This is a genomic window from Sphingobacterium sp. HSC-15S19, assembly GCF_050433745.1.
GTDB lineage: Bacteria > Bacteroidota > Bacteroidia > Sphingobacteriales > Sphingobacteriaceae > Sphingobacterium > Sphingobacterium siyangense.
Window position 1 is genome coordinate 127,704 of the sequence record NZ_JBNPWQ010000012.1, and the last position, 17,630, is coordinate 145,333.

Below are 17,630 nucleotides of genomic sequence, written 5' to 3' on the forward strand. Positions count from 1 at the left end.
TTATGATCATTAAAAAGTGAGCTGAACCGCAACGGTATACGTGCGCATGGATGGCGTGGCGCTGTTCCGTACCGAACCAAAGGGATTGACATCCGAAACATAAGTACGGTCAAAACCAGGCATCTCGGGATCCATACCTCTGAAGCTTGTCCAGGTAAAGAGGTTCTGTGCATTGAACTGTACCACAACGCGGCTCATATTGATCTTCTTTGCCCATTTGGAGATATCGTAACTGAGCGATACATTTTTTAAGCGGATAAAAGAAGCATCGTCCCATACGGCCGAAGAATAGCGGTAGTAATTGCGGTAAGCCAGGTTAGCTTCGTTGCCGCTATTGGCTGTTGCACGTGGCACATCCGTCACATCTCCGGGCTTCTGCCAACGATTTAACACATATTCATCCAGATTGCCCAATCCGCCAATGGTTGTTGCCTGTGGGCCGTAACCAATGGATGGTCCCTCCTGTTTGACAAACTGAAATAGAAATCCAAGGCTCACATCGCCATAACTCAGATTATTGCCGATACCACCATAGTACTTGGGCAGTAGTGATCCCAAAGTCACATAATCATTGAAATCACTGATTTTCCCATCACCATCCACATCCCGGAATTGGGCGACCCCGGTTTGTGGATCCACTCCCGTAAACTGAAATCCGCGGACGATACGTGTGGACTCGCCAATGACGTACCGCCGCACATCACTGCTACTCGCAAGCCCGGGATATTCCAGCAGGGTATTGGACGGGAAAGTAATATTGAAATTGGTTTTCCAGCTGAACTTTTCCTTTTGGATATTCACACTGCTCAGCTCAAACTCAAAGCCCTTATTTTCGATCAGTGCGGGGGTATTACCAAAATAAGAATTATAGCCCGTCTGCGGTGCTAGCACAATATTGATCAACTGATTATCCGATCTATTGTTGTAATAATTGGCCGTGAGAAAAATACGGTCTCTGAAAAAGCCAAGGTCGAGCCCCAGTTCTTTCTTTTTGATTTCTTCCCATCCAAAATTGGGATTAAACACCCGTGTCGGATAAAGCCCCGTGATGCCCTGGTAGGCAAATCCTGTGCCCCAGGTATCCAGATATTGGTAATCACCGATCTGGTCATTACCCGTCACCCCCCAGCTGGCACGAAGCTTCCCGAAGCTCAAGATAGACTGATCCTGGAGAAATTCTTCGCTGCTGAACACCCAGGCTGCACCGATCGACCCAAAATTACCGTACTTATTGTTGGGCCCAAAGCGGGAAGAGCCATCCCTTCGGTAACTGAAATTCAACAAATATTTGTCGGCATAGGCATAATTGATACGACCAAATGCAGACTGGTAACGGTAATCTGCATACTGATTGTTGCGATTCACAAGGATACCTGCAGCACCGATATTGTTTAGCTGTGAATCACTCGGGTAACTGCTGCCATCGAAGTATTTCCCTTCGCTGACCCTTTGCTGCCAGGTACCACCCAAAAGCAGTTTAAAATCATGTTTACCAATTGTTTTGCTGTAGTTTAATTGCGGTTCAATGATATAGGACTGATAATCCGAATTCCCGTAAGAAGCCATGGAACCCGTACTCGTCAATGGATTAAATCCCGCATTGGGCAGCAAGCGCGTCTGGTCCATGCTTTTGAGGTTGTAGCCCACATTGACTTTTGCGACCAGCTGGGGTAAGATCGCATATTCGGCAGAAAAGTTGGCCAGCAGGGATTTTGATTTCGAAACACTCGAGCGCTCCATATAGGCGGCGGGGTTCTGCAAACTCTGCTGAAACCAATAATAGTCGCCCTTTTCATCGTATATGGGATAATTGGGCGCCAGGTTATAAAACTGTGCGATATCTGTCGGCACGGTATTGTTACGGTCCAGGTTGAGGTTGAAACTGCTGTTGAGTTTAAATCGTTGATCTTTGGACTGCGTAGACAGGTTCAACAGCGCACCCCCACGCTGATAATTTTTATTACCGGGCAAGGGATCACCCTGACGATTGAAATTGGTACTGGCCAGGTATTGGGTATATTCATTTCCGCCCGAAAATGACAGCTGATAGGTTGAAAAAGGGGCCGATGCACCATAAAACTCCCTTTGCCAGTCGCTGTAGGCGGACTGATCCCAGGTGAGCAGATCCGGCGCATTATCTGCTGTCGCTGTCCAGTTATCGTTTTTAAAGCCTTCCTTCCGGATTTCCAAATATTGTTCCGTATTGAGCATCTTCAAGTTGCGGATGGCCTTACCGGAGCCCACATTGGCATTAAAGTCTATTTTAAGTCCGCCCTTATTTCCTTTTTTTGTTGTGATCAGGATCACCCCATTCCCACCCCGGGAGCCATAGATGGCTGTCGCATCCGCATCTTTAAGCACATCGATGCGTTCAATATCCCTTGGATTGATTAGGCTTAGCGGGCTTTGATTGCCATTGGCCGCGGTAAACTGATTCATGCTTTCGTCCGAAAATGGAATACCGTCGATAATGTAAAGGGGGCTGCTGCCATTACTCAGGGAGTTTACACCCCGCAGTTGCACCTGAAAAGAACTGCCCGGCAAGCCCGAATTAGAAGCGATACTAAGTCCGGCAACGCGGCCCTGCAATGCAGCCAGGGGATCGAGTACCGGTTGGGTCTCTATTTCCCTGCCGGTTACACTGGATACCGAACCCGTATTTTTGCGTATCGAAGACGTACCGTAACCGATCACCACCACTTCATCCAGGTTACCCGGATCTAGCTCAAGGCTTATTTCCATGAGGGCCTTGTCGGCCACCTTCACTTCCTTGCTGCGGTAGCCCACATAACTCAAAAGTAAGATATCATCCTGCTGCAGGCCATTTAAACTAAAACGACCGTTAGCATCGGTCACTGTACTGGCTACCTTATTTTTAACCCGTACACTAACCCCTTCAAGCGCTGCACCGGTAGCATTGCTGACCCGACCAGAGACGGTCATCTGGAGCGCCTTTGCTACCCCCTTCCCCTGGAGCACGATGGTGTTTTTGACAATTTGATAGCGGATGCCCTTAGCCGAGAATGCCTGTTTAAGTAGCTCGGGGATATTGGCATTGTTTAAATTGACATCAATATTCAGGTCGGGGTTAATTTCATGGGGATCATACACAAAGCGGTAATCGCTGCGCTGCTCAATGGCTTTAACGAGCTGTTTAAATTGAACATGGTCAGATGCCTTGTCTCCCTGCTGGCTAAAGGCATAGCCATTGACATGCATCAGCATCAATAGCAGTGTTTTTACGGATTGTTTCATAGGGTATTTAGATTGAAAATGCGTTTGTTTGGGTTTGGTTAGGGAACAAGGACAAGTCGATCGTTGTCGATGGTATAGTTTATGCCGGCGAACCGTAATATTTTGAGTACTTCTTCAAAGGACTCTTTTTTGCTGATTTTCCCGCTAAGGACTTTGTTTTTATAGACGGGCGCCAGGCTATAGGTAAAATTGTACCAACGGGAAAGATCGGCCAAAATCTCGGGAAGCGGTGTCTGGTCAAATTCAAAGTAACCGTCTTTCCAATTGGCAGCATCCTGTTGTGTATTTTGCTGCTTTCGCTGGAAGGCACCGTTCAGCACATTCAGTTCGATCGACTGTCCCGGTAGCAGAATCTCCTGAAGATCCGCATTGCTGACCCGTATTTTACCTTCGTCGAGCTGTGTGGTTAAGAGCTGGCTATCGTTTGCGTATAACTTCACGTTGAAAGCGGTTCCCAAGGCTTCAATGCTGGTGTTGCCGACATGAACAATAAAAGGTTTGGCTTTATTTTTTGCCACCTTAAAATAAGCTTCACCCGTCAGGAATACCGAGCGTTCCTTGAGGTCGTATCCCGGTCCTATTTCCAGCTTGCTGTCTGCATTTAGCCATACGGTGGTTCCATCGGGAAGTTCCATTTTGAATTCTTGCCCCTTTTTGGTCTTGACCGCCAGGTTATCCCCCTTCCCCTGCGCCATGTAGGCCGGGCTAAACGGTTTCTTTTCGTCCAGGCTAACCACTTCATTGCCGATCAGCAGATCGGCCTGGAACTGGCCGACACTAAAAGGCAGTGGCTGTGGCGATTGTTGGGGCAGGGAAAAGAAGTACAGCGCTGCACCTGCCATCAAAAAGAATACAATACTGGCAGCCACCTTCAAATAGGCCTTTTGGTGGCTTTTAGCCCTTAATTCGGGCCCAAAAATATGCTGTTGGAAATAGCGGTCTTCAGCAGCCAGATCAAGTTCTGGTATATCTCTTTCATTATTTTTCCGACTGAGCTGATTGTACCAACTTTCGACAAGTGCAATTTCCTCGGCACTGCACATCCCCTGCTGATACCTCTGCAGTAGTTGTTTGGATAATCGTTGTTTCATAGGTTCTATCCTGTTTACCGTTTAGAAGACAGGATAGTGTCCACTTAGTGGTAGAAAAAAAATGAAAATAGTTCGAATTTTTTTTCTCAAAACCGTCAACGCATTGTATATCTGCTTTTTGACGGTCTGTTCAGAGATATCAAGTTCTGCGGCAATCTCCCGATAACTTCGTTGCTCGAAACGACTTTTTTTGAAGATCAAAGCCATTTTACGTGGCAGCTTTTCAATCGCTTGATCGATCTGCTGAGCCAGTTCTTTCTCCCGCAGCAACTCGTCGGGCATAATTTCAGTAGTTGAGGCGGCATGCTCCAGGTAATGTTCATATTTCCGGCCCACATCCTGGCTGGCGATACGATTGATGACCAAATTACGGGCCGAACGAAAAAGATACGCCTGATAAGAATGTTCAATTTCGAGCCGTTCCATGCGGTCCCAGAGATTGGCGAAAATTTCCTGTACAATGTCACGGGCTTCGTCACGATCGTCTAACATCCGAAACACATGCACATACAACTTCACCCAATTTTCTTCATAAAGTTGGGTAAACAATTGTCGGACATGTGTAACACTCATCTGCTGGTTTAGTTATTGTTGATCAGTCAAAATTAGGTTTTATTTTTAGGAAAGTCAATTTATGATGGATTTCTAATGAAACCTGTAAAATAATGCAATGAAGATGCTCCTGTATGTTAGTAAAATTTTGAGTTTATCAATAGGTTCAATAACCTTTCCTCAATTGTCCGCATTCGAACAAAGATCGTTCGATTTCGAACATGCAATTGATGATAAAAAACGCTTTAACTACTTATTTTCAGCACTTTATTTTATTGGCAATGAATTAGTAAACGTTAATCCATAACAATTTCATATGCTTACGAATTATTTTCAAATTGCCTTTCGTCATTTAGCAAAGAATAAAGGTTTTACAGCGATAAACAGTGTAGGATTAGCTTCTGGAATGACAGCTGCCATATTGATCATGCTATGGGTTAAAAGCGAATTTAGCTTTGACCGCTTTTATTCTAATACCAATCAGATCTATGCAGTAGGGATGAAAGATGTATGGGAAGGCGAAGCCGTCGAACATTTTTATACGCCTAAGCCAATGGCTGCGGCTTTAAAAACCGACTTTCCTGAGATAAATGCGATTACAAGAGTGGATAAGGGTACTGGATTTCTTTTAACCCATCAAGAAACAAAACTTGCAAAAGAACAAGGTGTTTTCGTAGACAGCACATTCTTAAAAATATTTGATTACAAGGTTATAGCAGGCAATCCCCTCGAGGCATTAAAAAATCCCAACCAGATTGTTCTCACGAAATCTTTGGCTGAAAGATTATTTGGGCATTCCGACCCGATCAACAAGACCATCCGACTGGACAGCTCCCAAATTTCAACTGTGTCTGCGATTATTGAGGACTTGCCAGATAATTCGTTTATGAAAGGAAGCACTTATCTCGTACCCTGGACACTAATGGAGAAAATAGGCTATTCAGACGATTATTGGGGAAATAATTCCATTCAGACCTACATACAACTGCATAAAAGTGCGAATGTCGATCAATTTGAAACAAATATAAAATATTTCTTAAGAAAGCATACCGATACAAAAGTGGCCAATTTTATTAAACCTATCGGCGATAAATGGCTTTATAGCAACTTTACTGAGCAGGGAAAGCCAAGCTCGCAACGAATTGGCATGGTACGATCATTTATCGCCATTGCTTGTTTTATTCTTATTATTGCCTGCATTAATTTCATGAATCTAAGCACGGCTCAGAGCGAAAAACGGGCGAAGGAAGTAGGTGTCAGAAAAGTCGTCGGTGCAAATAAAAAGCTGTTGGTCGGTCAGTTCCTGACTGAATCCATGGTGATTTCATGTATTTCTGGCCTATTATCCCTGTTGATTACCCTGATAGCGCTCCCCTACTTTAATGATCTGGTCTCCAGAAAGCTATCTATCCAATTTGACGATCTCCTTTTCTGGGCAATGTTTGCAGGATTTATTGTAGTGACCGGAATTCTTTCAGGGAGCTATCCTGCGTTTTATCTGTCTTCCTTCCTGCCGACGAAAGTACTGAAAGGCAAATATCTTCCTATTCAACAGAAATTTAACCCTCGGAAAATCCTCGTCATTTCCCAATTTTGTATTGCTATCATCCTGACCATAACAACATTATCCATCCATCGGCAAATCAAATACGCTCAAAATAGAGAAATCGGATATAATAAGGAAAGGTTGGTTAGTATTATCGATCAGGGAGAAATCAGCAAAAATAGATTACTTATAAAAAACAAATTATTGTCTTCCGGTATTGCCACACAGATTTCAAGGACTTCGTCCCCCCTTACGGAGAACAGAAGCAGCAACTACATGGACTGGGCTGGGAAGCCCAAAGGTAATAACACCATTTTTGCCAGAATTGGTGCCGATGAAAATTTGGTCAACACGGCAGAGCTGCAATTAGTTGCAGGGCGGGATTTTGATTTGGCTAAATTTCCAACTGATTCTGCCGCGATGATTATTAATGAATCCGCCGCCAAGGCATTTAATTTTGATGATCCGATCGGCAAAACGGTTGTCGATAGCAGGAATTGGCATATCGTCGGAGTTATCAAGGATTTTATTCAGGAATCGCCTTTCAGTCCCATTACTCCAATGGTCATTCAGGGTGCTTATGCAGGTACTCAGGTTACGAACATACGCATAAACGACCATATGAATACGTCAGAAGCACTTGCTGCCATGGAGAAGATTTTTAAAGAATATAATCCCGACTATCCTTTTGAATATTCCTTTGTAGACAGCAAGTACGCCGAAAAATTTAAAGATTTTCAACAATTGGGTACACTTTCGAGTCTTTTTGCACTATTGACAATTTTTATTTCATGCCTTGGCTTATATGGCCTGATTGCCTATATAGCCGAGAACCGGACGAAGGAAATCGGTATCCACAAAGTACTGGGAGCCTCTACTTTTAAGATCATGAGGATGCTGTCTCAAGATTTCGTGCTGCTGGTCCTTTTCTCATGCCTGGTCGCATTTCCGATAGCCTATTATATCGCTGACGACATGCTCAGCGCATATACTTACCGTATTAAAATCACCTGGGATATCTTCATTGCTGCCGGTATGGGTACGTTGATAATAGCGTTGCTCACGATCAGCTATCATGCGATCAAAGCAGCCTTGATCAACCCGGCTGTCAGCCTGAGGGATGAGTAAGAAGAAGAAACTTTCTAATACCATCATACCTAAAAAATGGGCCCTTGACATCCTGAATAATCTTTTGTTCGGTTACGCGTGTATTTTCCTTTTTTAGTCTATATTTGTGCGATCGACAATTATTAACATTTCTAATAATACAAATGAACAGACGCGTCCTATTTTTATGGCTATTGCTAAGTTTACCTATCTTAAATTTCGCTCAAAACTGCAATTGTGAATCCAATTTTTTGTGGGTAAAAAAAACGTTTGAAGAAAATGATGCCGGTTTTCAATATACCATCAGCAAGAAGGGCAAGGATGCCTATGAATTGCACAATAAAATGTATCTCGAAAAAGTTAAACACCTGTCCAATAATCAGGAATGTGCTACATTACTCAATCAATGGATCCGTTTCTTTCGTAATGGGCATATCGGCGTAAATTATATTGGAAAAACAAAGAAAGGCGAAAAGGTTACCGAACAAAAAAAGCAGCCTATTGAAAAGGATCTAAATCCATTAAACGCCACAAAGCCATTATTCGAAAAAATAAATGAAAACACGGTTTACCTCCGAATTCCTGATTTTGAAATATCCGAAAAAAAAGCAATTGACAGCCTTATATTGGCCAACCGAGCAACCATCTTATCGACCGAAAATTTTATTATTGACGTTAGAAATAATCCAGGCGGAAGTGATGCGAGTTATAGTAGCCTTATCCCCTTCTTATATACGCAGCCGATTAGAACCGTAGGTGCATTATTTTATTCGACAGATTTAAATAATCAACGCATGTTGGAGCTGAGTCAAAACCCCGATTTTGACGAGGAGTCTAAAAAAACGTTCAAAATCTACTACGAAAAATTGCAGGCCAATAAAGGTGAGTATGTCGATTTATTCAATAAAAAAGTAAACATAACCAAGCTGGATACCATTCAGCCTTATCCCAAAAACATAGGGATCGTTATCAATGAAAATAACGGGAGCACGACAGAGCAATTTCTATTGACCGCCATGCAAAGTAAAAAGGTAAAATTGTACGGTAGAACAACCAAAGGAATGCTTGATATCTCGAATGTAAATATCGTTACATCACCCTGTGGCGATATTGAACTGTACTATGGATTATCTAAAAGTTATCGTATTCCAGACTTCCCTGTAGACGACATCGGATTACAACCTGACGTATTTATTGATAAAACCATTGATCCTTCGAGTTGGCTAAATTTTGTGCGCGACCATCTCAATGGAAAATAAGATTAAGATAAAAAGTTTAGTTACATTTATTTTTTTTTGCAATCTGCATCACAGCGGATATTCCCGGCGCTAAACTTTTCAATTTTAGCGCCGGATCCATAAAAGAAGCTACATTTCTATTAAAATTGTCCGCAAGTCTACCAGGTTATCATTTAAACTTAGTACATCCTGTTTCGTATTTTTTTTCGTATATTATCTCACTATGAAAATAGTAGACATCACAAAAGACACTTTAATCAGTGCTCAGAAAGAAGGATTTACCGTATTAATCACCAAATTTAATTCAGATCCGTTAAACCCAACCTGGATTGTCGACAAGGTTGAAAACGACAAAATAGACGCGAGCAAAAAAGCACTGAGCGAAAACTATCAGCTATGCTATTCCCTTAAAGAAGCTATTCTGACGATTGATAATCGCCCCTTTATCGGAAAATTACAATTAAGCCATTAATAGCGTTTGATCAAGGTATAATCCTCTGCACAATCAACAGCATGTATTGTTTCAAAAAGCCGTTGAGCTAACGTGTAACAAAGCAGGATAACAATAGAAACATGCTTAAGAATTATTTAAGCATCATATTTTTTTAACCTAGCGGACCAAACTATCCTTAAGTTTGGTCCGCTTCTTATTTCTGCATTTCCAACTCATTCAATCAAAAAATTAGCCAAAAAGGACAGCGTAAGCCCCCTAATAGCCTGCATTGCTAGCAGCTCACTGATAGCCTTACTTTTGTTCTGTTTCTCCGAACTGAAAATTGCGCGTTGCCCTGTTTTTTGTATGCGCTTTTTTCCTATATTTACGCGATAAATTTCAATAGAAATGACGAAAAAGAAGGCTATAGTTATTCAAGATAATGAAGATATCTTGAATATCATGGATGAGGTCTTAGTAGATGAGGGTTTTGATGTGATTCCATCGCTTACGACTGAACCAATAGAAGAGCTTGCAGATATTGATCCCGACATTCTTATTGTGGATGACCATATTAAAGGAAGTAAAAAAGGATCCGAGGTGATCAAGGAACTCAAAGCTGATCCAGATACCGAAGAGCTTCCATCTGTCCTGACATCGACAGCCAGCGATATTGCAAAAACCGCCGCCGAATGTAAAGCCGACGACTTTATTGAAAAGCCATTTGATTTAGATCATATGGTCGATGTGGTTAAAAGAAATAGTTAAAACAGCATAAAATATACCTGACCTACGGAGCGCTATAAAAGGGACTATTCTTGAAACGCAAGTCACATTATACATGCCCGACAAAATAATCTCAAGAATATTTCTCTCCAGATCGCCAAGAAAAAGATCAGTGTTTTTACAGGAGTCTCCGGATCGGGCAAGTCGTCTTTGGTCTTTGAAATCATAGGTGCTGAAGCCCAAAGGCAGTTCAGCGAAACACAGGGCAGTTTTATCCGAAACCGGCTGCAGCACATCGGTGTTCCGGATGTGGACAAAATCGACAACCTGAATGTCCCTATTATTATCAATCAAAAAAGATTGGGCGGTAATGCACGCTCTACTGTAGGAACGGCTACCGACATATATGCTTCCTTGCGCCTGCTTTTCTCGCGCATGGGAACACCCTTTGTAGGCTATTCAAGCGCTTTTTCATTCAATAATCCTTTGGGCATGTGCAAGGCCTGTGAAGGCCTTGGCATTGTGAGACCATTGATACGGATTCCCTTATCGACAAACAAAAATCGTTGAACGAAGGGGCTATCCGATTCCCGACCTTTCAACCGGGCGGCTGGCGCCTGACGCGCTACACCCAATCAGGCTATTTTGACAACGATAAAAACCTGCACGATTATACCCCGCAGGAATGGGAGCTCCTTTTGCATGCAGCCGAACACAAACCCAAACATCCTGATCCGGAATGGGGGAAAACGGTCCAATATGAGGGTATCATTCCCCGTATTGAAAAAGCATTCCTCAAAAAGCAGTCTAAGGAAATCATGAACCGAAAAGAGGCTTTAAATACCATTATCGTTACCAAAACTTGCCCCGTATGCAAGGGAAACCAGTTGAATGATACGATTCTGTCCTGTAAAATAAGGGGCAAAAACATTGCCGACTGTACGGCCCTTTCGATCGATGAGCTCTTGGCATTTGTTGCTTCTTTACCATCCAACGCTTTTGATGTTATTCTGACCGAACTGAAAAAGAAACTGCAGTATATCGTCAACATCGGCTTACAGTATTTGACCTTGGATAGAAGAACAGATACGCTGTCGGGCGGAGAAAGTCAGCGCATCAAAATGGTGCGAAACCTGGGGAGCAGCCTGACGGATTTACTCTATATTTTTGACGAGCCGAGCATCGGACTTCATCCAATGGATTTACAGAACATAGCCGCAATTATTAAACAGCTGCGTGATAAAGGCAATACCGTTTTACTTGATGAGCACGACCCCGATCTGATCCGCATAGCCGACCATGTAATCGATATGGGGCCAGAATCGGGAAAAAACGGCGGCGATATTGTCTATAACGGCACGGTTGCGGGACTAAAAACATCCACCGGAAAAACAGGCCTGTACTTTGCCAAACAGCCTCAAATTAATCATAAGCCACGATCGGCAAAGGGATACCTTGAAATCGAGCATGCCAATCTGCATAATCTGAAAGACGTCGATGTAAGCATTCCCCAAAAGGTGATGACCGTAGTTACCGGCGTGGCGGGTTCGGGCAAGAGTACGCTGATCAACAAAGCGCTGCCCCAATTTTATCCCGAAGCCACCATTATCGACCAGTCGTTATTTTCAACGGGTGCACGCTCCAATCTGTTGACCTACCTGGGCTTATCTGACGCGATACGTACCCTGTTTTCAAAAGCAAATCAGGTATCCGATAAGGTTTTTAGTCGAAATAGCCTCGGCGCCTGTGAAAACTGCAAAGGTATCGGTATCGAAAAAATTGATCTGGCCTTTATGGATGATATTGAACAGACCTGCGAGGTCTGCGGTGGCTCTGGCTTTAAGCCTGCGGTCTTAACATATCATTACCATGATAAAAATATTGTTGCGGTGATGGATATGACTGTAGCAGAAGCCTATGATTTTTTCCCGGACAAACTCTACCGTCAGTCGTTTGATATGTTACTCCAACTGGGACTGGGCTATCTTACTTTGGGGCAACGGTCAGACAGTTTTTCGGGTGGGGAAAGACAACGGCTCAAACTGACCAAAGAACTCAAGAACTCCAACAAGATTATCGTCCTCGATGAACCCAGCACCGGCTTACATCCAAACGATACCGAAAAGCTATTAAACTTTATCAATAACCTGGTGGATAACCGCAATACATTGATCGTTATCGAGCATAACCTCGATGTTATCGCCCAAGCGGACTGGATTATCGATATTGGGCCCGGAGCGGGCAAGTATGGCGGAAATGTGGTGTTTACAGGTACCGTTGCCGATTTGCTCAAAGATACTGTCTCGCTAACGGCCGCCTGTTTACGGCAACATATCCATTCTGCAGCCTCAATCGGCCGAAAGAAGTAACCCTCACATTGAAACTTAGGATAAGCGATTTAACGACGCTTGTTCTTGGGTTTTGAATCGTTGAAATCCACTATAAATTCAAACTGGATTCCCCTGATTTTCTAACTACGCTTTGTAACGTAAAAGTCCGCTATCCGCCATGCTCCAAGTTGGCATTTGCAATCAGTGCCAATTCAAGTTCGCCAATTTCCTGAATACTAACTCCAACGATGCGTTGTCGCCGTACAATCAATTACCACCGATAATCTAACTGCTCAAAAACTGAGCGAGTAATACGTATCGTCCAAATTTCTTCAAAATAATAAGCAGGATCAAATGATTTGGCCCTGCTTATTATTTAAACCTGTAATTGTACTATTTAAAACTCATCACTGGCTGATTAAAGTCCGATCTGTATACCGAGATTTACAACACGTTGATTCTGATACGCATCTCCCGCGCTGTTAGACGTCACCTCAGGATCCTGCTGATATAAGGAATAATTCGTCCAGGTCAGCAGATTATACCCGCTCAGATATAAGCGTGCATTGTTAATCCTAAATGGCAGCCATTTATTGGGTAACTGGTACCCCAGCTCAACTGTCTTCAAACGTAAATAGGTCGCATCAATAAGCCAGAAATCAGACATATAGGTTGACGGGCTATTAATCGTTGTCGGATTAGTCGTTAAGCGGGGAAATTTAGCTGTCGCGGCTGTTTCGGCAGTCCATCGCTCTTGATGGATTGGTTGAAACTGGCTCTGGAAGGGCTCAATACCGCTTCCCTGAACGCTAAAGCTGTACCCGGTAGTCCCATGCAGCAACACATTGAAACTAAACCCTTTGTAACTTCCCCCCAAGGTAAGTCCAAAGCTGGTATTGGGAATATTGGGCTTACCGATCACCGTTCGATCATAGTCATCAATTACACCATCGTTATTGAGGTCCTTATACCGCAGATCACCGGGCTGCACCTCATACCCTCCCGACGGTTTTGGGCTTGCACCGATATTTTCCTCGGTATAAAAACCATCATACAGATAACCCAACGGTTGATTGATCTGCTGCCCTGTCAGCCGCAACCAAGGATAAGCTGGTGCCGGTTCATCCTGAAACAGGATCTTATTTTTGAAATACGTCAATACACCTTTAATATTATAATTAAATGCGCCGATATTGTTGTTAACATTCAGTTCCAATTCCACCCCCCTATTCCGTACCTTCGCAATATTTGATGGCGAGACCCCTACACCGATGTGCTGGAAAAGCGACTGTGAAGTAACGAGCTGATCATAGCGTAGGTTATTGAAATAGTCAAAGGTCATGGAAAACTTGTTTTTCCATAGATTGACATCAAGCCCTACATCAAATGACTTCTGTTTTTCCCAAGTAACATTGTTATTTCCCAGATTTCCTTCCGTGATAATAAGTGAAGGCTGATGGGTTTCACCAAAAGAATAGCTTCCGCCCTCGTTGTATACCTGCTGGTACAGATAACGGTCACCGGCGACCTTGTCAGAACCCACGATTCCATAGGAAGCCCGCAATTTAAATAATTCTACAAAGTTAAATGCATCTTTGAAAAACGATTCCTTCGCTAGATTGTATCCTGCCGACACCGCCGGAAAAAGGCCATAACGCTGTGCCGCCTGAAAACGATCCGAGCCATTGTATGCTGCTGTTGCATCCAATAAGAACTTCTCTTTAAAGTTGTACCCTGCGCGAAAGGTATAGCCCTCAAAATTCTGTGGAATCCAGTTGGTTTTCTTATCCCCCTTTGTTTTATAGGATTCCCGATTATACAGCAGGAGTGCTGTCACCCCATGATCCCCAAAAGTTCGCGCATAATTGAAATTGGCCTGTACATTCACCCGACTGTTGTAATCCCCCTGGTAGGCCCGCAAGGTATAATTGCCCAGCACATAAGGTGCCCCACCTTTCAGCTGGTAACCGTTCGAACTCGGGTCATAACGATACACAGGTATCTCATCGCGGGCCTGCTCTCGACCATTCGACTCCACGCTGGCATAGGCTACACGGGTAGAAAATGAAAGCCCCTTCAACCAAGCATTCAGTTCCTGAGTCCCGCCAAATAAAATATTGATATCGTTACGTCGATCCAAGCTATATCCAGACGCTGCCAGGCGTGCATTGATCGTCGGTAGCAACTCCTGCGTATCACTGGCATAGGCGAACGAACCATCTGGGTTTATAAAAGGTGCCGACCATGGTCTTATCTTATTAAAATTGAACACCTCACCAACGACATTTCCCGCCCGCGGTGAATTGATACGATTGAAGTTCGCCCGGAAATCCAATCGTAATTTGAGCGTCTTCGTTGCTTGTACATCTAGATTTGATCGCAAGTTGAAACGACGATAATAATAGTTATTGTTGACCTTGTCACCTTCATTCTCAAAATTGTAAAGATTTCCATTTTGGGAGAAAGCCCCACCTGATACAAAATATTTAATACTTTCGCCGCCACCAGTGATATCAATATTTGTATTGTACTGTTGGCTCGACGGTTTAAAGATCCGGTCATACCAATTGATATCCGGATGGCCATAAGGATCATCCCCGGAACGGAAATGTGCCAAATCGGCTTCACTAAAAGGTTGATTGGAATTGTCGCCCAGCGTATTTGCTATCGCTTCATTCCATAAGAGCGCACTTTCATAGGCATTCAAAAACTTCAATTTTGTGACTGGGCTCTGCATACCTGACTCGATACGCGCATTGATCTTTGGCCGCCCCGATTCACCCCGCCGCGTTTTGACAACCAATACACCATTTGCCCCCTTGATACCGAAAACAGCCGTCGTCGATGCATCCTTTAGGATCGAAATACTTTCGATTTCATTGACGTTGATCTGCGAAAGTTGTTCATATGTATATTCGATATCATCAACAATAATCAGGGGCTGGTTTCCTTCTGGATTCAATGAACTGACACCGCGGATATAAAAATCCGAAGCATCTTTACCGGGTTGTCCGGAGCGCTGTACCGAAACAAATCCCGGTAATCTTCCAGCCAATGCATTCTGTACGCTCGAAGTTGGCACCTGACGGATATCCGCCCCTTTTATTGAACTGACTGCGCCCGTGCTAGTGATCTTTTTCGTCGTACCAAATCCCACTACCACCACCTCATCAATATCCTGGCTGCTGGATTGCATAATCACTTCGATATTTTCACCCTGCTTCACGTCTCGTTGCTGGGTATTATATCCTACACTTGTAAACACTAAGACCTTAGTACCTCGTAAGGCCAATTTAAACCGTCCATTTTGATCTGTTTGTGTGGCTCCCCCTCCTTTCTCCTGCACCGATACACCCACCAAGGGACCCGAACTATTTTTGACAATACCATTCACCATGGATTGCGCCAATAGTATAAATGGCGTCAAAACCATTATTGTTAACAGATATATGCTCTTTTTCATCCGTTTATATTTTATTTTTTCATGATTAAAGCCATTCGCGCAGCCTTCTTCGGCTTACGTAAATAAGCCAATTACCAGCCGGGGTTCTGTACCATTTTTGGATTTTTGATCACTTCCGAAAATGGAATGGGAGCCAAGTACATCTTCGTATCAAATGTCATTTTCAGAATAGGAAGTGACTGCCTGATCGCCCCGGTTCCCGTTTGATAAATGACTGTGGCGTGTAGCTCCTTATTAAACTCCTCTTCGGCTATTTTCCACCTTCGCACATCGTAAAAGCGATGCTCCTCAAAGGCCAGTTCCTTTCTCCGTTCGAGGTAGATCAGCTCCCGCATTTCTGCTTTGGTCAATGTTTCGGGAAGCTGATAGGGAATCAGCCCTGCCCGTTGTCGTATTTGTTCAACAGCACGATAAACATTGACATCAGGTCTCTCCAAACGTTCATTTCGTGCTTCAGCATAATTCAACAATATTTCAGCATAGCGGAACAGGATAAAGTCATGGTTTACATTACTATAGTTTGCCAGGGATTCAAAATTTCCCATAAACTTGCGGAGGTAATAGCCCGTTTTTGTCTGTTGCTTGGATCCACCTGGTTTATCGGATCCCCCCTCAAAGGTTTGTACAGGACGATTTAACCAGGGGGCGCCATTATAAAAAACAGTTGCGTAGAAGCGGCTGTCGCGCCCTACATAAGGATCGTTAGGATCATAGCCTGAATTTTCGTCCGTAATTTTCAGACCGTTACTCATCCCAAAGGCGTCTACAAGTTCCTGGGTAGGACTAGTTCGACCATTGTTCACTCCATTGGCATAACCCACGGGACCATTGTTATTTTCAAAACTGGTATTATTGCCACCTTGTTTGGAAAAGATTCGTTCATTGTTGCGTGTGATAAAGACATCTTTAAACTGCGGTTCAAGCTTAAACAGGTTTAGGTCCATCAAGTCTTTGGCCGCATTCTCGGCCAACTGCCATCGCGCAGCAGAAAATACCGTATACCCCGTAAGAATATTCTGTCCATTGCTATTTCCACCGTTGAACAATGGACTGGCAGCATACAGGAGCACACGGGATTTTAGCGCCATGGCCGCCGCCTTCGTAGGCCTTCCATAAAAAGCCAGATTAAATGGATCAGTACGTAAGCTATCTTTTATTGCGTCACATTCCCCCACAATATAGTTGACGCATTCTTCGAAGCTTGCCCGCGGCAACTCAATATCATCGTTCAGCTGGTATACCTTATCACCCATCAGCGGTACCCCGCCATAACGTTTGACCAATTCAAAATAAAATAAGGCACGCATAAATTTTGCTTCTGCTTTCCATACCCGCGGCATGGGCGTACCATTTTCCAGTTGTCCCTTTACTGGTACACGATCGATATTTTGAATAAAAATGCTTGTCTTTCGAATCCCCTGATACCAAGATGCCCAAAGGTTGTCCTGATAATTATCCGAAGTATAAGAACCTGTTGCCAACTGCTGTACCGATGTGTTGGTCGGATTGGAGGAAACGGCATCATCCGTGGCTGCGTCCAGGAAATCTCCACCGACCCGATTCCCTAGGCTGGGCAGATAACGGTAGCAATCGGTCAGAAACCGGTTTGCATTTACACCGGCAGAATCCCGTCGGTCAAACACCTGGTCCAGTGTTTGCAGCTCGATAGGCTCTTCCTCTAGGTCGCTTTTACAGGAGAAGATCCCGATCGAAACTCCGACTACAAGCAACCATTTTAACTGATCATATTTCATACGAATGATTGGTAATTTAAAGGCCATGCGGAAGCCCAGGTCCATATTAGAAATAGGTTTTATTTCAGACGCTCTGCAAGATACCTCACGCTCCGCAGCATGTATGTGGTTTGAATAGGAATATTTTATCATTGT

The 17,630-nt window shown here is 43.7% G+C and carries 11 protein-coding genes; 6 read left to right on the forward strand and 5 right to left on the reverse strand.

What is annotated here, in order from left to right:
* Positions 1-9: 9 nt before the first annotated feature.
* From L1283_RS11970 to L1283_RS11980, 3 genes are read right to left on the reverse strand one after another with little or no spacing between them, the layout of a single operon-like run.
* Positions 10-3,255 carry a TonB-dependent receptor gene (locus tag L1283_RS11970; protein ID WP_312351893.1) on the reverse strand — a complete coding sequence of 1,082 codons (3,246 nt, stop codon included), beginning with the start codon at positions 3,253-3,255 and terminating at the stop codon, positions 10-12.
* A gap of 38 nt (positions 3,256-3,293) precedes the next feature.
* Positions 3,294-4,346: a FecR family protein gene (locus L1283_RS11975; RefSeq protein WP_312351892.1), complete on the reverse strand. Its 1,053-nt coding sequence runs from the start codon at positions 4,344-4,346 to the stop codon at positions 3,294-3,296.
* Between the two features lie 21 nt (positions 4,347-4,367).
* Complete coding sequence (locus L1283_RS11980) at positions 4,368-4,919, reverse strand: RNA polymerase sigma-70 factor (protein ID WP_429626123.1); 552 nt, start codon at positions 4,917-4,919, stop codon at positions 4,368-4,370.
* Between the two features lie 295 nt (positions 4,920-5,214).
* Between L1283_RS11980 and L1283_RS11985 the strand changes: the two genes are divergently transcribed.
* From L1283_RS11985 to L1283_RS12010, 6 genes are all read left to right on the forward strand, one after another.
* Positions 5,215-7,572: an ABC transporter permease gene (locus L1283_RS11985; protein WP_312351890.1), complete on the forward strand. Its 2,358-nt coding sequence runs from the start codon at positions 5,215-5,217 to the stop codon at positions 7,570-7,572.
* Between the two features lie 230 nt (positions 7,573-7,802).
* Positions 7,803-8,810, forward strand: coding sequence for a S41 family peptidase (locus tag L1283_RS11990; RefSeq protein ID WP_429626124.1), 1,008 nt, complete (start codon positions 7,803-7,805; stop codon positions 8,808-8,810).
* A gap of 202 nt (positions 8,811-9,012) precedes the next feature.
* Positions 9,013-9,261 carry a hypothetical protein gene (locus L1283_RS11995; RefSeq protein WP_286777269.1) on the forward strand — a complete coding sequence of 83 codons (249 nt, stop codon included), beginning with the start codon at positions 9,013-9,015 and terminating at the stop codon, positions 9,259-9,261.
* A gap of 369 nt (positions 9,262-9,630) precedes the next feature.
* The gene (locus L1283_RS12000; RefSeq protein ID WP_115048386.1) at positions 9,631-9,990 is read left to right on the forward strand and encodes a response regulator; all 360 of its coding nucleotides are present in this window, start codon (positions 9,631-9,633) and stop codon (positions 9,988-9,990) included.
* A gap of 168 nt (positions 9,991-10,158) precedes the next feature.
* Positions 10,159-10,518 carry a hypothetical protein gene (locus L1283_RS12005; protein ID WP_312351888.1) on the forward strand — a complete coding sequence of 120 codons (360 nt, stop codon included), beginning with the start codon at positions 10,159-10,161 and terminating at the stop codon, positions 10,516-10,518.
* Positions 10,515-12,317, forward strand: a complete 1,803-nt coding sequence (locus L1283_RS12010; RefSeq protein WP_312351887.1) for an ATP-binding cassette domain-containing protein — start codon at positions 10,515-10,517, stop codon at positions 12,315-12,317. Before L1283_RS12005 ends, L1283_RS12010 begins: the two co-directional genes overlap by 4 nt.
* 379 nt (positions 12,318-12,696) lie before the next feature.
* On the opposite strand, the gene L1283_RS12015 is transcribed toward L1283_RS12010, so the two are convergent.
* Positions 12,697-15,741, reverse strand: a complete 3,045-nt coding sequence (locus L1283_RS12015; RefSeq protein WP_312351886.1) for a SusC/RagA family TonB-linked outer membrane protein — start codon at positions 15,739-15,741, stop codon at positions 12,697-12,699.
* A 71-nt stretch (positions 15,742-15,812) separates the two neighbouring features.
* Complete coding sequence (locus L1283_RS12020) at positions 15,813-17,627, reverse strand: RagB/SusD family nutrient uptake outer membrane protein (RefSeq protein ID WP_312351885.1); 1,815 nt, start codon at positions 17,625-17,627, stop codon at positions 15,813-15,815.
* Positions 17,628-17,630 lie beyond the last annotated feature (3 nt).